This window comes from Ralstonia sp. 22086, assembly GCF_052045975.1.
GTDB lineage: Bacteria > Pseudomonadota > Gammaproteobacteria > Burkholderiales > Burkholderiaceae > Ralstonia > Ralstonia wenshanensis.
Genome location: NZ_JBQEPZ010000003.1, coordinates 325,227 through 346,586, shown reverse-complemented (window position 1 = coordinate 346,586; position 21,360 = coordinate 325,227). Strand labels below are relative to the sequence as shown.

The window sequence follows — 21,360 nt, the reverse complement described above, 5'->3', positions numbered from 1 at the left end:
TTACGGTGTGGCGGTTTTTTTGTGCGCGTCGAATGCTTCGACGATGCAATCGAGCAAGGCCCGCACGCGCGCGGTCTTGTGCAGATCGGCGTGCGTGACGAGCCAGACGTCCTGCATGCTGCGGCGGTTGGGCAGCACGCGCACCAGCGCTGGATAGGCCTCCGCGCGGCGGCAGACCAGCTCGGTGATCCCAATGCCTGCGGCGACCGCCTCGAACAGCGCCAGCGCCGAGTTGCTCTGCAAGACGACGCGCCCGCGCGTGATCGGCTCGCCGCACAGGTCTTCCCACATCCACGGCACTTCATTGCGCGGATACAGCACCAGGTCGTGCCCCGTAAAGGCCGTCCCTTCCTCCGGCTCACCGCGCGCTGCGACGTAGCTTCGGCTCGCATAGATACCGGTTTCCATTTGACCGATGCGCCGCGCGATGAGGTCGGGCGAATCCGGCCGCAGCGTGCGCACGGCCACATCGGCTTCGCGCTTGGTCAGATTGGCAATGCTCTTGGAAGCCATGCAGACGACGTCGATGCCTGGATGCCGCTGCCGCAACTGCGCGAGGGCCGGCAGCACGAAGGTGGCCGCCATCGTGTCGGTCGTGGCCACGCGGATCGTGCCGGCGAGTTGGTCGTCGATGCCGGCAACGCGGCGCTCGATGGTGTGTGCCGCCTGCTCCATTGCTTCGGCTGGGACGATCAGCGCTTCGCCGGCGGGTGTGAGCACCAGCGCGGTCGACGTGCGCAAGAACAGCTTGGCCGATAGCTCCTCTTCCAGCGCGGCGATGCGGCGGCCCACCGTGGCCTGATCCACGCCCAGGCGCTGGGCCGCGCCGCGCAGCGTGCAGGTGCGCGCCACGGCCAGGAAAAAGCGTCCGTTGTCCCAGTTCACGTCGGGCTCCGAATATTCGTAGATGAGCGATGCAAATTTGCAGCGTTGCGATGCAAAAACGCTGCTTTTTTGCATGCGTTCTCCAGCCTACACTGGGCTGCATGAAATTGCCAAACGGTTCCGCCATGTCTTCGTGCAACGCCCATACCATTGCTGCCGCTCCCCGGGGCAACTTGCAACCCGATCTCAGCCGATGGCGCCGCAACGCCACGCTGGGCATTCTCACGTCGGGCGTGTTCATGGCGGTGCTGGATACGACCGTGGTCAACGTGGCGCTCATCGCCATGCGCGACAGCCTGCACAGCAGCGTCGCAGAACTTGCCTGGATTGTTGATGCCTACACGCTGGCCTTTGCCGCGTTCATCCTCACGGGTGGCTTGCTGAGCGACCGGATTGGCGCGCGCACCGTGTTCATGGCGGGGATGGCGGTGTTCATCGTGGCCTCGGCAGGTTGTGGGCTGGCGCCTTCAGTCACCACGTTGATTGCTGCGCGCATCCTGCAGGGCGTGGGGGCGGCGATGTTCCTGCCGAGTTCGCTGTCGCTCATTCGCAGCACGTTTGAAGACCCGCGCGAGCGCGCCTGGGCCATTGGCCTGTGGGGCGCCATCGTCGCGACTGCCGCAGCCGTGGGCCCGGCGCTGGGTGGCGTGCTGGTCGACACATACGGCTGGCGCAGTGCCTTCCTGATCAACGTGCCACTGGGCGTGGCTGGCATGCTGGGCACCTGGGCTATCGTGCGCCACGTGCAGCCTGCGCGCGCCAAGCCGTTTGATTGGGCGGGGCAGGTGACGAGCGCCGTGATGCTCGCGGCGCTGTGTTTTGCCGCGATTGAATGGCCAGTGCGCGGCGCGCTATCGCCGTGGGTGTGGGGTGCCGCGCTGCTGACGGTGGCGGCCGGCACGCTGTTCGTCCTGGCTGAACGCCGGGCGCGCGCGCCGCTGGTGCCGCTGGCCTGGCTGGGGCATCGCACGCTGGGCGCAGTCAACGGCGTGGGGTTCCTGCTGAATTTCGGCTATTACGGCGCGTTGTTCGTGCTGAGCCTGCATTTACAGAACGTCGAACACCTGAGCGCACGCCAGACCGGCCTGGTCATGCTGCCGATGGCGGTGAGCCTGTCGGCGGGCAACATCTTCGCGGGCAAGCTGATGGCGCGTTTTTCCACGCCCACGATGATGCTGAGTGGCCTCGTGATCGGCGCGGCCGGTTTGCTCGCCACGTCGGCTGCGCTGACCGGACAGGTACACATCTGGGTGGTGAGTGCAACGATGATGGCTTACGGGGGCGGCACCGCGCTGGCGATTGCGCCCATGACGTCGACCATCCTGTCGGCGGCGCCGGGCGAGCTGGCCGGCACGGCGTCGGGCTTGCTGAACGCCGCGCGGCAGACCGGAAGCTTGCTGGGCGTGGCAGCGGCGGGCGCGGTCGTGACGGTGGTGCCCGGTCTGGCGCATGCCTCGCCGCTGGTTTTTGGCCTGATGACGCTGTCATATGCCGGCGCGATGGCGATGGCGTGGATCAGCCGACGCCCGGCCGCCACCGCGCTGGCTGCCTGATCAGCCGCTATTGCGAAGGCCCGCCGCAATCCCGTTGATCGACAGATGGATGCCGCGCCGCACGCGTGCATCGTCGCTGCCGGCCTTGCCCGAGCGGAAGCGCTTGAGCAACTCGACCTGCAAGTGATTCAGCGGGTCGAGATACGGGAAGCGGTTCTTGATGGAGCGCGCCAGCAGCGGGTTGTCGGCCAGGCGCTCCGACTGCCCCGTGATGGCGGCCAGCGTCTGCTCGGTCAACGTGAACTCCGCCGAGATGCGCGAGAACACCGCGTGACGCAGCTTGCGGTCATCGCACAACTGCGCGTAGCGCGAGGCCACATTCAGATCGGCCTTGGACAGCACCATGTCCATGTTCGAGAGCAGGTTCGCAAAGAACGGCCACTGCTTGTGCATGCGCTTGAGCGTGGCCAGGCGCGCCGCCTTCGCCTTGGCGTTGCCGGCATCGTCCAGCCAGCGTTGCACCGCGCTGCCAAAGCCGAACCAGCCCGGCAGCAGCAGGCGGCATTGGCCCCATGAGAAGCCCCACGGAATCGCACGCAGGTCTTCGATGCGGCGGTGCTTCTTGTCCATCAGCTTGCGCGAGGCCGGGCGTGAACCGAGGTTCAGATCGGCAATCTCGGTGATCGGCGTGGTGGCGAAGAAGTAGTCCTTGAAGCCCGGGGTTTCGTAGACGAGGTTGCGGTACGCGGCAAAGGCGTTATCCGACAGCGCCTGCATGGCGGCTTCGAACTCTTCCAGGCCCTTCGGACGGTTGCGCGTGGGCAGCAGCGTCGCTTCCAGCGTGGCCGCGACGATGGTTTCCAGGTTGCGCCGGCCGATCTCCGGATTGGCGAACTTGCTGGAGATGATTTCGCCCTGCTCGGTCAGGCGGATCTGCCCGTTCACCGTGCCCGGCGGTTGCGACAGGATGGCCTGGTACGTCGGGCCGCCGCCGCGGCCCACCGTGCCGCCGCGGCCATGGAACAGGCGCAGGCGCACGCCCTTGCGCTCGAACAGCTCCACCAGCGCCAGTTCGGCCTTGTACAGCTCCCAGTTGGAGGTGAGGAAGCCGCCGTCCTTGTTCGAATCCGAATAGCCGAGCATGACTTCCTGCTCGTTGCCCTGCGCCGCCAGCACGGCATCGAAGCCGGGCAGAGCGAGCAGGTCGCCCATGATTTCAGGGGCGTTGCGCAAGTCTTCGATGGTTTCGAACAGCGGGATCACCATCACGTCCAAACCTGCACCGCCGCTGCCGTTCGTGCCGGCGCGGAACATGCCGGCTTCCTTCTGCAGCAGCATCACTTCCAGCAAATCGGACAGCGTCTCGGTGTGCGAAATGATGTAGTTGCGCACGATGCGGTTGCCGTAGCGGGCGCGCACTTCGCGGGCAGCACGGAAGATGTCGATTTCCGATGTGGTCTGCTCGCTGTACGCGTGGAACGGCAGCGTCAGCACGCGCGGCTGTTGCAGCTCGCGCAGCAGCAGCGTGCGTTTGTCGGCCTCGGACAGCGCCGCATAGGCGCCTTCCACGCCCGCAACCTTCAACAGCTCGGCGACGGTCGCTTCGTGCACGTCCGATACCTGACGCAGGTCGATCGACGACAGGTGGAAGCCGAACACATCAATCGCGCGCGCAAGCGACGCCAGTCGCGCGTCGGCCAGCACTTCGCCGTGGTGCGCCGCCAAGGAGTCGATCACGATCTGGATGTCGGCACGCAGTTCTTCTGCGTTGTTGTAAGCCGGAGCGGGGCCGACGGCGTGGCGGCCTGCGTCTTCGCCCGTCAGCTCATGGCAGGTGGCGGCCAGGCGCGCATAGACGCCAATCAGCGCACGGCGGTACGGCTCGTCCACGCGGTGTTCGGAATGGTCGGGCGAGCGCTCGGCCAGCACTTGCAGCTCGGCGCTCACGTCCACCAGCGACGTCGACATCGACAGTTCCGCACCCAGCGCGTGGATCTCTTCCAGGTACCACGCGAGGATCACGCTCGCCTGCTTCCGTGCAGCGTCGCGCAAGGTCGTTGCGGTGACGAAGGGGTTGCCGTCGCGGTCGCCGCCGATCCACGAGCCCATCTGGAAGAAGGGCGGCAGCGGTGCCGGCTCGCCACGTGCGCCGCGACGCGGGAAGACGGTCGCGATGTCTTCTTCCAGCTCGCGGTACAGCGCGGGAATTTCGCGCAGGAAGGTGGTCTGGTAGTACGACAGCGCGTTTTCGATCTCGTCGGCCACCATCAGGCGCGTGGTGCGCAGCATGCGCGTTTGCCACAGCTTGGTGACGTGGGCGCGCAGCAGCGCGGTGTTGCGTTCGCGTTCGCGCGCGGTGAGCGGTGCGTCGCGCTCGGCCAGAAGGCGGGCGATTTCGCGTTGTGCGTCGAGCGTGCTCTTGCGCTGCACCTCGGTCGGGTGGGCGGTCAGCACCGGCACGATCAGCGCGGTTTCGAAGAATCGGCGCAACACGTCGCCCGACATGCCCTCATCAGCGGCCGACAGCAGCGCGCGCATCAGGCTGCCCGGCTGCGGCGGCGATCCGGCCAGCGCGTGCACGCGGCGGCGGCGATTGTGGTGCTGGTCTTCAGCGATGTTCGCCAGGTGCGAGAAATAGCTGAAGGCGCGCACCACCGACGTGGTTTGGTCGCGCGAGAGCGTTTTCAGCAGCCGGTCGAGATCCTGCTCGGCCTGGCGGTCGCCGTCGCGGCGGAAGCGCACGGCAGTCTGCCGGATGGTCTCGACCGTTTCGAAGACGGTGCCGCCTTCCTGGTCACGCAGCACGTCGCCCAGCAGGCGCCCGAGGAAGCGGATGTCTTCCTTCAGCGGCTGATCCTTGGCCGCGGCGCTGCCCGACGAGCGTCGGGAGGTGGGGCCGAGTGATGCGCCGTTGGCTTCGTCCGCGCCATTGGCCTTTGCCACGGGTTTGGCGGCGGGTTTGGCAGCCTTGATGGCCCTGGGGGTCTTGCTGGTCTTGGCGGGGGCGGCCGAAGCCTTGCGGGCGGTGGTCGCGCGCGAGGAAGCGCGGCGCGCGGCGGGCTGCGTCATGGTGTCTCCTAGGTTGGGTGGCGAGCAGGCGGAATCGCCTGCTCGAAGGTGCCTGAACGGCCCTCTTTTCTGCATCACTTCAACGTGATAGCCGGGCTGTCGCGAAAAAGCTGCGTGCTACCATTGCCGCATGTCTTCCAACGCCCACCCGACTTCCCGTCAATCCCAGCTTGCAACGACTCCTGCAGCCCAGGCGCCGACCAAGCTGGTCATTGCCTCGCGCGAAAGCCGGCTTGCCCTCTGGCAAGCCGAACACGTGCGTGCTGCATTGCAAAAATACTATCCCGCGTGCGACGTGTCCATCCTTGGAATGACCACGCGTGGCGACCAGATTCTCGACCGCTCCCTCGCCAAGGTGGGGGGCAAAGGTTTGTTTGTTAAGGAACTGGAAGTCGCGCTGGCCGAGGGACGCGCCGATCTTGCCGTGCATTCGCTCAAGGATGTGCCGATGGAATTGCCCGAAGGCTTTGCGCTATCGGCCATTCTCGAACGCGAAGACCCGCGCGATGCCTTTGTTTCGAACGACTACGCCGATCTGGCCTCGCTGCCGGCAGGCGCCGTCGTGGGCACGTCCAGCTTGCGCCGCGAGGCTTCGCTGCGGGCGCGCTTCCCGCATCTGGTCATCCAGCCGTTGCGGGGCAACCTCGATACGCGCCTCGGCAAGCTTGATCGTGGCGACTACGCTGCCATCATCCTGGCCGCGGCCGGGCTCAAGCGCCTGGGGCTGGCCGATCGCATCCGCTCGACCATTGCGCCGGAGGAATCGCTGCCGGCGGCAGGGCAGGGTGCGCTCGGCATCGAGATTCGCGCCGATCGCGCAGACGTGCGAGCGTGCCTCGCGCCGCTGCACGATGAGCCCACAGCGCTGGCCGTGACTGCTGAGCGTGCTGTCTCGCGCATTCTTGGCGGTTCGTGCCAAGTGCCACTCGCCTCGTTTGCGCAGTGGTCGGATGCCGGCACGCTGCGCCTGCGCGCCTTTGTCGCTTCGCAGGACGGTACCCGCAAACTTGCCGCCGATGGCGAAACCACGCCGTCCACGCTGGCCGACGCCGACGCACTGGGCGTGCGCGTGGCCCAGCAGATGCTGGCCGGCGGTGCACGCGACATCCTTGCCATGCTGGGCACTGACGCCCCACCTGCTACCTAACTCCCACGGCTCGCCATGGACGACCACTTGCCACTGCGCTTGTCACCATCGTCGCCCGCATCCAGCACGCCGCCTGTTCAACCGGCAACCCCGCCCGTGGTGGTGGTCACGCGTCCGCGCGCGCAGGCGCCCATGCTGGTGGCGGCGCTTGAGCGCCACGGCCTGCGCACGCATCAGTTTCCGCTGCTCGACATTGCGCCGACACCCAATCTCGACGACTTGCGTGCCGCGCTGGGCGATCCCTCGCGCTACGCACTGGTGGTGTTCGTCAGTCCTAACGCCGTGCAGCAGGCATTTGCCGCCATGCCGGAAGGTTTCCACTGGCCGCAGGAGGTGCCGGTAGCGGTGGTGGGCCCAGCGAGCGCACAGGCGCTTGCCCAGCACGGCGTTGCGCCGCCCGCGCACCGCGTGATCAAGCCCGACACGCATGCCGACGACGCGCGCCAGGATTCCGAAGCGCTCTACGCGCGGCTGGACGTGCCCTCGTTGAGCGGCCGTGAAGTGCTGATCGTGCGCGGCAACGGTGGCCGCGAATGGTTGGCCGATCAACTGCGTGAAGCCGGCGCATCGGTCCGCACGGTGGAAGCCTATCGCCGCAGCGTGCCGGTGCCCGATGCCGCGGCGTGGCTCGCCTTGCGTGCCGTGCTTTCGGCACGCCATGCCTGGACGCTCACCAGCTCCGAGGCCGTCCGCAATCTCGATGAACTGGCCCGCGCCAATCTGTCGCCCGCCGATCTGGATACGCTGCACGGCGCGCCATGTTTTGCTTCGCACGCCCGCATCGTCGAACAGGCCAAATCGCTGGGCTTTCGCGACGTGACGCTCACCGGCGCCGGCGACGACCGGCTCCTCGCCAGCGTGCTCGCGTGGGCTGGGCCGGTGCCGGCAGCCGAACAAGCCCCGGCAAAGGCGTCAGCTGAATCAAACCCGTCTACTTCTCCTTCCACTGTGACGCAGACTCCCGTTCCCTCGGCGGCTCCCGCTTCTGCCCCTGCTTCGACACCGGCGCCCGCCTCTGCGGCAGCCAAGCCAAGCCCGGCCCCTGCGCCCAGTGCTCCGCCGGCCGCGTTTGCGCCCACCATGACGGTCAACCATGCGCCACGCAGCGGCGGTTGGGTGATCTGGGTGGCGCTCGTCGCGGTCGTGGCGGCGGTGGCCGCGCTGCAGGTGCGCAATGAGCGCCTGGCACGCGATATCCGTCAGCACGCCCAGACGAACGAAGCGCTGGCGCAGGAGATGCGCGTGCTGTCGCGTGCGGACCAGGATTCGGTTTCCCAGTTGCAGCAGAAATTCGGCGCGCTGGATGCCCGCACCGCTGAAACGCGCGATCGTCAAGCCGCGCTGGAGCAGGCCAACCAAGACCTTCTGCGCAATCGCGATGACTGGCAGCGCGCCGAGATTCAGCGTTCGCTGGAGGTCACTGCCGAGCAACTGCAACTGACGGGAAATGTCGCCGGCGCACTGGCTGCGCTGCAAACGGTTGACGCGCGCCTGGCCACGCTCGACAAGCCGCAGTTCAACGCCGCGCGCCGGGCGCTATCGCGCGATATGGCCAAGCTCAAGGCGATGCCGTCGTTTGATCTGGCGGGTGCGGCGCTGCGGTTGGATGACGCCATCAATGCTGTAGACACGCTGCCGCTCATCTCGTCGGCACAGCCGCTGGAGGCGGAACAGGCCGCGCAGGCGCCGCATGCTGCCGTGAAACCCACGAAGAATGCGAAGGCGCACGCCGCGGCTGCGTCGGCGCCGGTTGCCTCGATGCCGTCCAACGACGCCGGATGGTCGGCAGGCGTGCGCGCCTGGTGGGGGCGCCTGTGGAGCGACGTGCGCGGCGAATTGGGCCAAATCGTACAGGTGCGCCGCGTCGATCAGACCGAGGCACTGCTGCTGTCTTCCGACCAAGCGTGGTTCCTGCGTGAAAACCTCAAGCTGCGTTTGATGAACGCGCGCCTGGCGTTGCTCTCGCGCAATGACGCCGTGTTCCGCGCCGATCTGGGTCGCGCCGATACGCTGCTGGCGCGCTACTTCGATACGCAGTCTTCGCGCGTGACCACGGTGCAGAATCAACTGTCGCAGGTGCGCGCGATGGTTGGCACGCTGCAGGTGCCGACGCTGGCTGACAGCCTTGCCGCCGTGCGCGGTTCGGGCAAGGAGTGAGCATGCGCTGGGTATTCTGGGTCGCGCTCCTGTTTGCCGCCGCCGTCGGGCTGGCGCTATTTACGGAACTGAACCTGAGCAACGTCGTGCTGTTCTACCCGCCGTACCGGGTGGAGATGTCGCTCAATTTCGTGCTGGCGGCGCTGCTGGCGACGTTTGTGGTGCTGCATCTTGTGATGCGCCTTTTCCACCATGTGGCCGGTATGCCGGCGCGTGCTGCGGCGTATCGCGAGCGCAATCGCATCCTCAAGGCATCTGCCGCGCTGCGCGAGGCAATGGAAAGCCTGTTTGCCGGGCGCTTTGGCCATGCGGAGCGCCAGGCGCGAGAAGCGCAGGCTTGGGAACCTCAGCGCGAGACGGCCGCGCTGATCGGTGCCCGTGCCGCACACCGCATGCAGGAGACCGAACGCCGCGATGCGTGGATGGCCGAAGTCTCCTCGCCCGATCGAGAGCAGGCGAAGCTTGTGTCGATGGCCGAATTGCTGGTCGACGCACGTGATGCGGAAGGTGCGCTGGAGAAGATCGCGCAACTGCAATCGCAGGGCTCGCGGCAGATTCAGGCGCAACGCATTGCCCTGCGTGCGCATCAGCATCTGAAGAACTGGAGCGAGGTGCTGCGCCTGACGCGCGCCCTGGAAAAGCGCAACGCCATCCATTCCGTGCTGGCCGCCCGACTCAAGCAGATGGCGTGTGAAACGCTGCTGGCCGAGCGCCGCCACGATGCCGATGCGCTGAACAGCTTCTGGCGCGAGCTGACCACGGAAGAACGCCGCTCGCCGCGCATTGCGTCGCAGGCCGCGCTGTATTTCGCGCAGCTTGGCCGCACCGATGACGCCAAGCGCATCGTCGAAGACGGTCTGAAGACGCATTGGGATAGCCGCCTGATCCGCCGCTATGCCGATTGCGCGGTGCCGGGCAAGGCGCTGCCGCTGATCCAGCAAGCCGAGAAATGGCTCGCCCAGCATCCGGTGGATGCCGATCTGTTCTACACGCTCGGCATGCTGTGCTTCAAGGAGCAGCTCTGGGGGAAGTCGCAGTCGAACCTGGAGTCGGCATTGAAGTATGCCGATGCGGATCACTCCGGCAACCTCCGCGCCCATGCACATCTGGCGCTTGCACAGATGTTCGAGCAGACCGAGCGCATGGAAGACGCGCAGCGCCACTACCGGCAAAGCGCATTGCTTGCAGTCAAATGAAAAAGGCCGGGGTCACCCCGGCCTTTTTTCTTGCCGGTGGCGTCGCCTATTTGTTCACCATCCGTGCCGGTACAGAAAGCGTGAGGATCGCACCCAGCACCATCGATGCAGCCAGCAAGTACATGCCGGAATCTGTGCTCTGCGTGGCGTCTTTCAGCCAGCCGACGGCGTAGGGGCTCAGGAAGCCCGCAAGGTTGCCCAGCGAATTGATGAGCGCAATGCCAGCGGCAGCGCCCGTGCCGGCCAGGAACGCAGTCGGCAGGCTCCAGAACAGCGGTAACGTGGTCAGGATGCCCATGGTGCCGAGCGTGAGGGCGGCCATGGCGAGCGTGGTGTCGGTGTGCCACACGGCCGACAATACGAGGCCGATTGCCCCCACCACTGCGGGAATCGCGATGTGCCACCGGCGCTCACGCAGGCGGTCGGCGCTGCGGGCCACCAAGACCATGGCGACGACTGCCGCGCCGTACGGAATCGCCGTCAGCAAGCCCACCGAGAAGGGATCTGCCACGCCGGTCTGCTTGATCAGTGTCGGCAGCCAGAAGCTCACGCCATACAAGCCCATCACGAAGCTGAAGTAGATCAGGCTCATCAGCCACACGCGCGGGCTGGCCATGACGGTGCGGATGGGCGGGTCTTCTTTCTCGGCGTCTTCCGCGGCGATGTTGCGGGCGAGCAGCGCTTTCTCTTCGTCGGTCAGCCACTTCGCGTGGCTGATGCGATCGTCAAGATAGGCCAGCACGAAGATGCCGACGATGATCGACGGAATGCCCTCGATCAGGAACATCCACTGCCAGCCGGCCAGGCCGTAAACGCCGCCAAACGCCTTCATCGCCCAGCCCGAGATGGGGCCCCCGATCACGCCCGACAACGCAATCGCCGTCATGAAGAAGGTGGTGGTGCGCCCGCGCCGCTGCGCCGGATACCAATACGTGAGGTACAGGATGATGCCCGGGAAGAAGCCGGCCTCTGCCAGACCCAGCAGAAAGCGCATCACGTAGAACATGGCCGGCGTGGTCACGAACATCATGGCCGCCGAGATGATGCCCCACGAGATCATGATCCGCGCGATCCAGATACGCGCGCCCACGCGGTGCAGGATCACGTTGCTCGGCACTTCAAAGAGAAAGTAGCCGATGAAGAAGATGCCGGCGCCAAGGCCGTAGATGGTCTCGCTGAACTTGAGGTCGTTCAGCATCTGCAGCTTGGCAAAGCCCACGTTGACGCGATCGAGGTACGCGACCACGTAGCACAGCAGCAGGAACGGAACCAGGCGCCACGTCACCTTGCGGTAGGTGGCTTCTTCAAATGCACTTGTGGATTGGCTCGTCAGCGTGCCTGCGCCGCCGACCGGTGAGGTGGGTGGGGTGGTGATGGCCATCGGGTCTCCAGCGTTATTGTGAGTTCAGGCCGAGTGCTCCTCGTTACCTACCTCGGCCCGGAAAACCGCCACAGCATTCTGCGCTTCTCGGACGGGCGCGCCAAGACGCCCGCCGGCAGGGTTTATACGCAGCGCCCGCCGTCCACTTCCAGGCACGTGCCGGTAATGAACTCGGCTTCGTCCGACGCCAGATACAGGCATGCGTTGGCTACATCCTGCGGCGTGGAAAGCCGCCCCATCGGGATCGTCGCCAGGAAGCGCGCCCGGTTCTCGGGCGTGTCGGGTACGCCCATGAACTGCTCGATGAGGCCCGTGGCGCCCATCACCGGGTTCACGCAGTTCACGCGGATCTTGTCGGGGCCAAGCTCCGCCGCCATCGCCTTGCTGGCCGTGATGACAGCGCCCTTGCTCGCGTTGTACCAGACCAGCCCCGGGCGCGGCCGGATGCCCGCCGTGGAGGCCACATTGACGAACACGCCGCCGCCGCGCTCGCGGAAGTGCGGGACGATGTGATGCGCCGTCCAGTAAATGCTCTTCACGTTGACGGCCATCACGCGGTCGAACTCGTCTTCGGTGATCTGCAGCAGCGGCTTGTTCTTGTGTGTGGTGCCGGCATTGTTCACGACGATGTGCAGATCGCCATAGCGCGCCAGCGTGGCGCCGAGCAGTTTGGCGACGGAGTCCCCATTCGAGACGTCGGCCTGCACGAAATGTGCATCGCCGCCGGCCACGCGAATGGCGCTGGCCACGCGTTCACCGGCCTCCGCATTCAAGTCGTTGACGACGACGCGCGCGCCCTCGCGGGCAAAGGTGTTGGCAATGCCCTCTCCAAAACCCGAACCCGCGCCCGTGACGATGGCGATTTTGCCGGCAAGCCGCATGATGTCTCCTCGTGTTGTGGGTGGATGCTGCGTTGCGCCTTAACCGTGGCGGATGGCGATGGTCTTGAGCGTGGTGAAGCCGTAGAGCGCTTCAAAGCCCTTTTCGCGCCCGTGACCCGATTGGCCCGTTCCGCCGAAAGGCAATTCAACGCCGCCACCCGCGCCGTAATTGTTGACGAAGACCTGGCCGGCCCTGAGCTTGCGCGCGAGGCGCATCTGGCGGCCGCCGTCGTTCGTCCACACGCCGGCCACCAGGCCGTACGGTGTGCCGTTGGCCAGGGCAAGCGCTTCGGCTTCGGTATCGAACGGCATGGCAGCCAGCAGCGGGCCGAATACTTCCTGCTGCGCGAGGCGATGCGTGTGCGGCACATCGCGCAGCAGCATCGGCGCCTGGTAGTAGCCGGTCTCGGGCGCCTCGGGCACCACCTGGCCCTGCGCCATCACCGGAATGTTGGCGTGCTGCGCATCCGAGACGAAATCCCACACGCGCTGCTGCTGCTTGGGATTGATGAGCGGGCCGCAATCCAGGTCCAGCGACGACGGGCCGACCCTGATGGATTCGAACACCGTGGCCAACCGGTCCAGCGTCGCCTCGTAGATGCTGCGCTCGATCAGCACGCGGCTGCCGGCGGAGCACGTCTGCCCGGCGTTCTGGATGATGCCGTTCACCACGGCGGGAATGGCCGCTTCCAGATCGGCATCTGAAAACACGATCTGCGGAGACTTGCCGCCCAGCTCCAGCGTCACGGGCACGTGGTTTTCAGCGGCCGCACGCACAATCGCCTTGCCCGTTTCCGGTGACCCTGTGAACGACACATGGTTGATCCCGGGATGCGCCGCCAGTGCAGCACCCGCTTCGTGGCCATAGCCGGTCACGATGTTGAGTGCGCCATCGGGCAGGCCTGCCTCGGCGGCCAGCTCGGCCACGCGCAGGATCGACAGGCATGCGTCTTCCGCCGGCTTGACCACGCACGCGTTGCCCGCTGCCAATGCGGCGCCCACGCTGCGCCCGAAGATCTGCATCGGGTAGTTCCACGGGATGATGTGCGCCGTCACGCCATGCGGCTCACGCACGGTCAGCACCGTGGTATCGGCCGGGTAGGGGATGGTTTGCCCGTGCAGCTTGTCGGCCGCACCGGCGTAGAACTCGAAGTAGCGGGCCACGGCGCGGGCGTCGGCGCGGGCCTGGCGCATGGGCTTGCCGGTGTCGCGGGCTTCCAGGCGGGCCAGTTCTTCTTCGTGATCGGCCAGGCGCAGGGCCACGCGCATCAGCAAGCGGCTGCGCTCGGCAGGCGCCAACTGGCCCCAGACGCCCTCGAACGCACGCCGTGCCGCATGCACGGCCACGCTGATGTCGGTGGCGTTGCCGCGCGCAATCTCGGCAAAGGATTGGCCGTCGGACGGATCGAACACCTTGATGCGCATCCCCGAGTCGGGCGACATCAGACGGTTGGCGATGAAGTGCTGGGCATGCATGGGAGGTTCCTGCAAAAGATCGGCAACGCGCGATTTTCGCACGGGCGCGGCGTTGTCAGGGGAAGCGGCCGGGTGTCAGGAGCTATAATGCCCGCCGACAGTTTTTCACGCTTCTTTCTAACCATTTGCGTCGCGTTTTTACGCACTTCGCGCATTCCGGAGCATTTCCATGAGCTTCAACAACGTCTCGCCGGGCAAGGACATCCCCAACGACTTCAACGTCATCATCGAGATCCCGGCGCAAAGCGACCCGGTCAAGTACGAAGCCGACAAGGAAACCGGTCTGCTGTTCGTGGACCGCTTCGTTGGCACCGGCATGCGCTACCCGGCCAACTACGGCTTCATCCCGCAGACGCTGTCGGGCGACGGTGACCCGGTCGACGTGCTGGTCGTCACGCCGTTCCCGCTCATCCACGGTTGCGTGGTGCGCTGCCGTGCCCTGGGCATGCTCAAGATGACGGACGAGTCCGGCGTGGATGCCAAGCTGGTTGCCGTGCCTGTCAACAAGCTGAGCCCGGCCACGGCCCACATGACCGACCTGTCGGACATCGGCCAGAACCTGCTGGACCAGATCAAGCACTTCTTTGAGCATTACAAGGCGCTGGAAGCCGGCAAGTGGGTCAAGGTCGAAGGCTGGGGCGGCATTGAAGAAGCCCACAAGGAAATCGCCGACGGCGTTGCCAACTATAAGAAGTAAGCGATTTCAGGATTTTGCCGTACGGCATGTCTGACAAATCCCGGCCTCCGGATGGAGCGCCGGGATTTTTTCTTTGCGCAGCGGTCATCAGCGCAGCACGCGGAGATTTGTCGACTCGCGTCCGGCCGCCATTTGCACCCGGGACAGGGCTGCAGTATGCGTTCCATGATATTTTTCACGAATTGTGCATACTTACCGCCCGGTAGTTCTGCTACACAGAGATTTAAGAAACGCTCATTTGCCCACCGGAAACGGCCCCTCTAGACTCCCCGTCAAGTTTGACTCCAACCCCTGGTACTGCGATGTTGAACAAGACCGTTGTCGTTCCCGTGCTTTCTGCTGTGGCCATGGCCGCATTCACTGTGTGGGCGCTGCTGGTTGGGCCGCCGGACGCTGCCCACGCTGGCGAGCGTGCCGTCGCATCGGCCACTGTGGCGGTGGATTCAAACACTGCGCACTGCGTGATCGCTCACCAGAAGCCTGCCGCGCCCTAAGTTTCATCTCCGCGTCCGCCGTTCGTGCGGACGCTGCCTCTCCCGCCTCCGCTGTTTTCTCCTGCTAATCCGATTCTGGTCGCTGCCTGAAGGGCGAGCGGTCTGTCAGTTCGTCGAGGTACGCCTCCATACCGGCCGTTTCGCGGTCGAGGAACCTACTCACTGCATCGGCAAATGCCGGGTGCGCCAGCCAGTGTGCCGACAGCGTCGCCACCGGCTCAAAGCCGCGCGCCATCTTGTGCTCGCCTTGCGCGCCACCTTCGAATGTGCGGATGCCGTGCGCGATGCAGTACGTCAGCGGCTGGTAATACGCCGTCTCAAAGTGCAGGCAAGGGTGGTGCTCGATCGCGCCCCAGTAGCGGCCGTACATGACCGACGCTTCCGGTCGCGTGTCGACCACCAGCAGCGCGCTGGCGATGTCGTTGCCGTTGCGCGAGGCGACCACCAGCAGAAGGTTTTCCGGCATCGTCTGGCCGATCTGGCGGAAGAACTCCAGGTTCAGATACGGCGACGAGTGATGCTCGCGGTAGGTGGTGCGATAGCAGCGATGGAAGAAGCGCCAGTCGGCGTCTGTCGCCGCTGCGCCAGGCACGTGGCGGAAAGTGATACCGGCGTCGTGCACGCGGCGGCGCTCGGCGCGGATATTCTTGCGCTTCTTCTGCTCCAGCGCGGCCAGAAAGTCGTCGAAGCTGGCGAAGCCCGGATTGCACCAATGGAACTGCACCCCTTGCCGCAGCAGCATGCCGGCCGCACGCATCTGCTCGGCCTCGCCAGCGGTGGGAAAGAGCACATGCAGCGATGACAACTCGCTCTGCCGCGCAACCGCCAGCAACGTGTCGACTAGCGCCGCACGCGCAGCCGCATCGCGCGCCAGCAACCGCGCACCCTGTACCGGTGTAAACGGTACGGCCGACAGCCATTTCGGGTAGTACTCCAGCCCATGCTGCGCGTAGGCATTGGCCCACGCCCAGTCGAAGACGTACTCGCCATAGGAGTGGCCCTTCACATACAGCGGTACGGCCGCAGCGAGCACTTCGCCGTCGGCGCCGTCTTCCCACAGCGTCAGGTATTGCGGCGACCAGCCGGTGTCAGGCGATGCGCTGCCGCTTTCATGCAGCGCATGCAGGAAATCGAAGCGCAGGAAGGGCGTCGCCTCGGGCTGCAGGGCGAGCAGGGCGTCCCACGCATCGCGGCCGATGTCGCGCAGATCGGTCACAAGTCGCGTGCGATAATTGGCCAATTCGTGTCGCGAACCAGCGCGCGCTTGGGGCTCGGGAGCAAGGGGGCGAGAAGTCATGCCGCCGATTCTAATTCCAGCTTCGAATGCCGCGCTTGCAATCCACATTGCCCCCATGACCGTCTCTGTCGCTCTCGCCCAGATCAACTGCACCGTCGGCGATTTCGCCGGCAATGCTGCCCGCATCGTCGCCGCTGCGCGCGAAGCGCACCAGGCTGGTGCGCGCATTCTGCTCACGCCCGAACTGTCGCTCACGGGCTATCCGCCCGAAGACCTGCTGCTGCGCCCGGCCTTTATCGATGCCAGCGCGCGCGCGCTCGACGCGCTGATCGCCGAACTGGCCGTCTTCCCGGGGTTGCACGTGCTGATCGGGCACCCGCAACTCTCGCTGGAAGCCCCGACGCCGGGCGTGCTGCCCAAGCCCACGAACAGCGCCACGGTGGTCGCGGACGGCCGCGTGGTCGGCCGGTACAACAAGCTGGAGCTGCCCAACAACGAGGTTTTTGACGAGAAGCGCTACTTCCAGCCCGGCACCGAGCCCTTTGTGTTTGAAGTGGATGGCACGCGCTTCGGCGTCGTCATCTGCGAAGACGCCTGGTATGCCACGGCCACGGCCTACGCCAAGGCCGCCGGCGCGCAGGTTGTGCTGATCCCCAATGCCTCGCCGTACCACCTCGACAAGGAAGACCTGCGCGAACGGATCATTGGTGACCGGGTGAAGGAATCGGGCTTGCCGCATGTGTATGCGAACCTGGTCGGCGGGCAGGATGAGCTCGTCTTCGATGGCGGCTCGTTCGTGCTTGATGCCGAAGGCAACGTCGTCGTGCGGATGGGGCAGTTTGTGGAGGGCGTCGGCTACGCGCAGTTCGACGGCGCACGCTCGCTGCCGGGCACGATCGTGCCGGAAGCTCCGCTTGAAGCCCGGGTGTACGAGGCGCTCAAGCTGGGCGTGCGCGATTACCTCGGCAAGAATGGCTTCCCGGGCGCGATCATCGGCTTGTCGGGTGGCGTCGATTCAGCGTTGGTGCTGGCGATTGCCGTCGATGCGCTGGGCGCCGATCGCGTGCGCGCGGTGATGATGCCCTCGCGCTACACGGCAGATATCTCGTGGGTGGATGCCCGCGACATGGCGGCCCGCCTGGGCGTGCAGTATGACGAAATCGCCATCAGCCCGATGTTCGACGCATTCAAGGGCGCGTTGGCGGAGGAGTTCCGCGGGCTGCCCGAAGATGCGACGGAAGAGAACATCCAGGCGCGAATTCGCGGCACGCTCCTGATGGCGCTGTCCAACAAGAGCGGCCGGATCGTGCTGACGACCGGCAACAAGAGCGAAATGGCAGTCGGCTATTGCACCTTGTACGGTGACATGGCCGGCGGTTTCGCCGTCATCAAGGACATCTTCAAGACGCTGGTCTACCGGCTGTGCCGCTACCGCAATGCGTTGTCGGAAGTGATTCCGGAGCGCATCCTGACCCGCGCGCCGTCGGCCGAACTGCGCGAGAACCAAACTGACCAGGACAGCCTGCCCGAATACGACGCGCTCGACGCCATCGTGCAGCGCTATATGGAGCAGAACCAGCCAGTGGCCGACATCATCGCTGCAGGGTTTGCCGAGGCCGACGTGCAGAAGATCGTGCGCCTCATCAAGATCAACGAGTACAAGCGGCGTCAGGCGCCAGTGGGCATCCGCGTGACGCAGCGGGCGTTCGGGCGCGACTGGCGGTATCCGATCACGTCGCGCTTCAAAGAATAGGCCGCCGCCATGCTCGACTACTACGCCAAGCGCGCTCCCGAATACGAGCGCATCTATACGAAGCCCGAGCGGCAGGGCGATCTGGCGTGGTTGAAGGAGCGCGTGCGCGAGCTGACGCGCGGCGCGCGGGTGCTGGATCTGGCATGCGGCACCGGTTTCTGGACCGAAGCGATGACGGACGCGCGCAGCATCGTCGGCGCGGATTTCAACGACACCGTGCTGCGCATCGCGCGCGGCAAGGGCATCCCCGGAGCGTCGTTTGTGCGTGCCGACAATGACGCGCTGCCGTTTGCGCCGGGCACATTCGACGTGATGACGGCAGGTTGCTGGTGGTCGCATGTGCCGTTGCAGGACTTGCGCCGGCACGTCGAAGGGCTGCACCGTGCGCTTGGACCGGGCGTGCGTGTCCTGTGGTTCGATAACCAGTATGTGTTCGGATCAAGCACGCCCATCGCCTACAACGACGAACATGGCAACACGTGGCAGCGCCGCCCCTTGCGCGACGGCAGCGAGCACGATGTGCTGAAGAACTTTCCCGACGATCCGACGCTGCTGCAGACCGTGGCCGGCATCGCCCAGGATGTGCGCATTAACCGGCTCCAGTATTATTGGACGCTTGAATACTTCACCAACTAGTGAGCGAGACACCATGAAACAAATCACCGCCATCATCAAGCCCTTCAAACTGGACGAAGTGCGCGAGTCGCTCGCCGACGTGGGGGTGACCGGCCTGACCGTCACCGAGGTCAAGGGTTTTGGCCGTCAGAAGGGCCACACCGAGCTGTATCGGGGTGCGGAATACGTGGTCGACTTCCTGCCGAAGATCAAGATCGAGGTGGTGGTGGCCGAGAGCCAGGTCGAAAACGTGATCGACACCATCGTCAAGGCAGCCAAGACCGGCAAGATCGGCGACGGCAAGATTTTCGTGATGCCGGTGGAGCAGGTGATCCGAATCCGCACCGGCGAGAAGGACGAAGCAGCGGTCTGAAGCCGCTGCCTGTGGCCGGCGCGCTCGCGCCGGTCAGCGCTGATCAACGCGGCAGGGTGATGTTCCAGCGCAGCGTCGCCAGCCGCCCGATCACGATCGCCAGCGTTGCGATCACCACGGACACGCTCGGAAGCAAGTCCGTGTGCGTCAGCCCGACGTAAAGGAAGCACCCGAGAAACGCGCACGTTGCGTACGGGTGATTGTCCCGCAGCAGCATCGGCACTTCATTGCAGACCACGTCGCGCAGCAGGCCGCCAAACGCCGCCGTGATCACACCCATCATCACCGACACGAAGACCGGCACACCCGCATCGAGTGCCAGTTGCGTACCCAGCACGCCAAAGAGCCCCATGCCGATGGCGTCGGCCACGATCAGCACGCGATCAGACACCAGTTGGCTGACCAGCCGGATCACCCAGTTGGCGAACAGGCTCATCACGAACAGCGCAAGCAGATATTGCTCGTGCTCGATCCAGTAGAAGGGCCGCCGATCCAGCAATAGATCGCGCAGTGTGCCGCCGCCAAACGCCGTCAGGAACGCCACGATGAAGGCGCCCACGGCATCGAGCCGGCGCCGTTTGGCCTCGGCCAGCCCCGAGATGGCAAACGAGAAGACCGCGAGGATCTCCACCCAGTGCATCACCAACTGCAGGCGGGTCACGTGCATATGCGTGTTGTTCTTGTGATGAGCGGGCGAATGGGAGGATTGGGGTTCAGGAGCCGTGCGGCTGTCGCAGCAGCACCAGCACCGCGCCAGCGCCCCCGGCTGTGTTACGCGGCTCGACAAAAGCGATCACTTCTTCCTTCTGCACCAGCCACGAGCGCACTTTGCCCTTGAGAACGGGCGTTTTGTCGGGCGAGCCGAGGCCTTTGCCATGGATCACGCGCACACAGCGGACGCCACGCTGTACGGCGCGGCGCAGGAAGGCGGCCAGTGCCTCCCGGGCTTCTTCGCGGCGCATGCCGTGCAGGTCGATCTGGTCTTGCGTGGCCCACTCGCCGCGGCGCAGCTTCTTGAGCACGTCGTCGCCGATGCCGGGGCGGCGGTAGGAAAGCGTGTCGTCGATTTCCAGCAGGTTGTCCACGTCAAATTCATCCGACAGCGAATCGCGCAGCACGGTTTGCTCTTCGGCACGCGAATGCACGGGATCCGGGGCGGGCGGATTGCGCGGATGCTCGACGCGCTTGTTCTGGCGCAGCGCGCTGACCTCGCCGATGCTGGCACGAAACACGTTGGCTTCTTCTGCGGCCTTGCGCGCGGCGGCTTCGGCGCGCTGGCGTTCGGCTTCGCGTGCCTCCGTCTCGTGCTTGAGCTGGTCACGCAGGCCGGCCAGGTCGGTCAGGCTGAGCTTGTTGGCGGGGGAAGAAGCGCGTTTCATGGTGAAGGGCAGGCGTGCACATCGGATGGAGCGTCTGTCGATTATACGAAGGCGCCGCATATGGCAAAACGGCCGATGGTTACCCATCGGCCGCGTTGTTTGCGCCCGGGAAAACCGGGGCGGTGAAGCTTATTCCAGGCTTTCCAGGTAGCGCTGGGCGTCGAGTGCGGCCATGCAACCCGTGCCGGCGCTGGTGATGGCCTGGCGGTAGATGTGGTCCTGCACGTCGCCGGCGGCAAACACGCCCGGGATGTTCGTGGCCGTCGCCATGCCGTCCAGGCCGCTCTTCGTGCGGATGTAGCCTGTGTCGTTCATGTCGAGCTGGCCGCGGAAGATGTCGGTGTTCGGCTTGTGGCCGATGGCGATGAACACGCCGGCCACCTTGAGCTCTTCGATCTTGCCTTCGTTCTCGTTCGTGCCTTTCAGGCGCGCGCCCGTCACGCCGGAGTCATCGCCCAGGATCTCGTCGAGCACCATGTTGGTCTTGATCTCGATCTTGCCTTTCTTCTCCTGCTCATGCAGGCGGTCGATCAGGATCGGCTCGGCGCGGAACTTGTCGCGGCGGTGGATGAGCGTGACCTTGCTGGCGATGTTGGCCAGGTACAGCGCTTCTTCCACAGCGGTGTTGCCACCGCCCACCACGGCCACTTCCTGGCCCTTGTAGAAGAAGCCGTCGCACGTTGCGCAGGCAGACACGCCGCGGCCCGCGAAAGCTTCTTCCGACGGCAGGCCCAGATATTGGGCCGAGGCGCCGGTGGAGACGATCAGCGCGTCGCAGGTGTATTCACCCGAATCGCCCACGAGGCGGATCGGCTTTTCGTTCAGATGCGCGGTGTGGATGTGGTCGAACAGCACTTCGGTCTTGAAACGCTCGGCGTGCTCGAGGAAGCGCTGCATCAATTCCGGACCTTGCAGGTGCTCCTTGTCAGCGGGCCAGTTTTCCACGTCGGTGGTGGTCATGAGCTGGCCGCCCTGCGCCAGACCGGTGACCAGCACGGGGTTCAGGTTAGCCCGGGCAGCGTAAATCGCGGCCGTGTAGCCGGCGGGGCCGGAGCCAAGGATCAGCACTTTTGCGTGTTTTGCCATGATGCGTTCTGTGTGTGCGCGGCACGAGGGGTGGAGCGCCG

18 protein-coding genes are annotated in these 21,360 nt (G+C 65.4%); 9 read left to right on the top strand and 9 right to left on the bottom strand.

Going from position 1 to position 21,360, the window contains the following annotated elements; translation table 11 throughout:
* On the bottom strand, positions 1-885 hold the full coding sequence (locus ACTJK6_RS14740; protein WP_440839624.1) for a LysR family transcriptional regulator: 885 nt from the start codon (positions 883-885) through the stop codon (positions 1-3).
* A 125-nt stretch (positions 886-1,010) separates the two neighbouring features.
* Between ACTJK6_RS14740 and ACTJK6_RS14735 the strand changes: the two genes are divergently transcribed.
* Complete coding sequence (locus tag ACTJK6_RS14735) at positions 1,011-2,438, top strand: MFS transporter (RefSeq protein ID WP_440839460.1); 1,428 nt, start codon at positions 1,011-1,013, stop codon at positions 2,436-2,438.
* On the opposite strand, the gene ppc is transcribed toward ACTJK6_RS14735, so the two are convergent.
* Positions 2,439-5,447, bottom strand: a complete 3,009-nt coding sequence (gene ppc, locus ACTJK6_RS14730) for a phosphoenolpyruvate carboxylase (RefSeq protein ID WP_440839459.1) — start codon at positions 5,445-5,447, stop codon at positions 2,439-2,441. It lies immediately after the preceding gene.
* A gap of 130 nt (positions 5,448-5,577) precedes the next feature.
* Between ppc and hemC the strand changes: the two genes are divergently transcribed.
* Genes hemC through ACTJK6_RS14715 form a run of 3 tightly spaced genes read left to right on the top strand, consistent with a single transcriptional unit; the run spans position 5,578 to position 9,947 of the window.
* A complete protein-coding gene (gene hemC / locus ACTJK6_RS14725; protein WP_260801965.1) occupies positions 5,578-6,594 on the top strand; it encodes a hydroxymethylbilane synthase in 1,017 nt (338 codons plus the stop codon).
* Between the two features lie 15 nt (positions 6,595-6,609).
* Positions 6,610-8,751, top strand: a complete 2,142-nt coding sequence (gene hemDX / locus ACTJK6_RS14720; protein WP_440839458.1) for a fused uroporphyrinogen-III synthase HemD/membrane protein HemX — start codon at positions 6,610-6,612, stop codon at positions 8,749-8,751.
* Positions 8,752-8,753: 2 nt separating this feature from the next.
* A complete protein-coding gene (locus ACTJK6_RS14715; RefSeq protein WP_232040715.1) occupies positions 8,754-9,947 on the top strand; it encodes a heme biosynthesis protein HemY in 1,194 nt (397 codons plus the stop codon).
* A gap of 46 nt (positions 9,948-9,993) precedes the next feature.
* On the opposite strand, the gene ACTJK6_RS14710 is transcribed toward ACTJK6_RS14715, so the two are convergent.
* From ACTJK6_RS14710 to ACTJK6_RS14700, 3 genes are all read right to left on the bottom strand, one after another.
* The gene (locus tag ACTJK6_RS14710) at positions 9,994-11,328 is read right to left on the bottom strand and encodes an MFS transporter (RefSeq protein WP_232040714.1); all 1,335 of its coding nucleotides are present in this window, start codon (positions 11,326-11,328) and stop codon (positions 9,994-9,996) included.
* A 122-nt stretch (positions 11,329-11,450) separates the two neighbouring features.
* Positions 11,451-12,209 carry an SDR family oxidoreductase gene (locus tag ACTJK6_RS14705; RefSeq protein ID WP_027680820.1) on the bottom strand — a complete coding sequence of 253 codons (759 nt, stop codon included), beginning with the start codon at positions 12,207-12,209 and terminating at the stop codon, positions 11,451-11,453.
* A 39-nt stretch (positions 12,210-12,248) separates the two neighbouring features.
* Positions 12,249-13,685, bottom strand: coding sequence for an aldehyde dehydrogenase family protein (locus ACTJK6_RS14700; protein WP_440839457.1), 1,437 nt, complete (start codon positions 13,683-13,685; stop codon positions 12,249-12,251).
* A 169-nt stretch (positions 13,686-13,854) separates the two neighbouring features.
* Here ACTJK6_RS14700 and ppa point away from each other — a divergent pair, with 169 nt between their 5' ends.
* A complete protein-coding gene (gene ppa, locus ACTJK6_RS14695; RefSeq protein ID WP_024975070.1) occupies positions 13,855-14,382 on the top strand; it encodes an inorganic diphosphatase in 528 nt (175 codons plus the stop codon).
* 347 nt (positions 14,383-14,729) lie between these two features.
* Positions 14,730-14,876: a hypothetical protein gene (locus ACTJK6_RS14690; protein ID WP_440839456.1), complete on the top strand. Its 147-nt coding sequence runs from the start codon at positions 14,730-14,732 to the stop codon at positions 14,874-14,876.
* Between the two features lie 64 nt (positions 14,877-14,940).
* Here ACTJK6_RS14690 and ACTJK6_RS14685 read toward each other — a convergent pair whose 3' ends face one another.
* Positions 14,941-16,173 (bottom strand): GNAT family N-acetyltransferase, encoded by a 1,233-nt coding sequence (locus tag ACTJK6_RS14685; RefSeq protein WP_440839455.1) that lies wholly within the window; start codon positions 16,171-16,173, stop codon positions 14,941-14,943.
* Between the two features lie 55 nt (positions 16,174-16,228).
* Here ACTJK6_RS14685 and ACTJK6_RS14680 point away from each other — a divergent pair, with 55 nt between their 5' ends.
* The 3 genes from ACTJK6_RS14680 to ACTJK6_RS14670 are packed head-to-tail and all read left to right on the top strand — an operon-like array spanning position 16,229 to position 18,854.
* Positions 16,229-17,866, top strand: a complete 1,638-nt coding sequence (locus ACTJK6_RS14680) for an NAD+ synthase (RefSeq protein ID WP_440839454.1) — start codon at positions 16,229-16,231, stop codon at positions 17,864-17,866.
* Positions 17,867-17,875: 9 nt separating this feature from the next.
* Positions 17,876-18,502, top strand: coding sequence for a class I SAM-dependent methyltransferase (locus ACTJK6_RS14675; protein ID WP_440839453.1), 627 nt, complete (start codon positions 17,876-17,878; stop codon positions 18,500-18,502).
* Between the two features lie 13 nt (positions 18,503-18,515).
* Entirely contained in the window at positions 18,516-18,854 is a 339-nt protein-coding gene (locus ACTJK6_RS14670; RefSeq protein WP_004631293.1) for a P-II family nitrogen regulator, read from the top strand.
* A 43-nt stretch (positions 18,855-18,897) separates the two neighbouring features.
* Here the strand turns inward: ACTJK6_RS14670 and ACTJK6_RS14665 are convergent, their stop codons facing one another.
* The 3 genes from ACTJK6_RS14665 to trxB form a co-directional block, all read right to left on the bottom strand.
* Positions 18,898-19,521, bottom strand: coding sequence for a trimeric intracellular cation channel family protein (locus ACTJK6_RS14665; RefSeq protein WP_232040708.1), 624 nt, complete (start codon positions 19,519-19,521; stop codon positions 18,898-18,900).
* Between the two features lie 46 nt (positions 19,522-19,567).
* Complete coding sequence (locus tag ACTJK6_RS14660; protein WP_260801960.1) at positions 19,568-20,233, bottom strand: Smr/MutS family protein; 666 nt, start codon at positions 20,231-20,233, stop codon at positions 19,568-19,570.
* A gap of 129 nt (positions 20,234-20,362) precedes the next feature.
* A complete protein-coding gene (trxB, locus tag ACTJK6_RS14655) occupies positions 20,363-21,319 on the bottom strand; it encodes a thioredoxin-disulfide reductase (RefSeq protein ID WP_316869978.1) in 957 nt (318 codons plus the stop codon).
* Between the last annotated feature and the right edge of the window lie 41 nt (positions 21,320-21,360).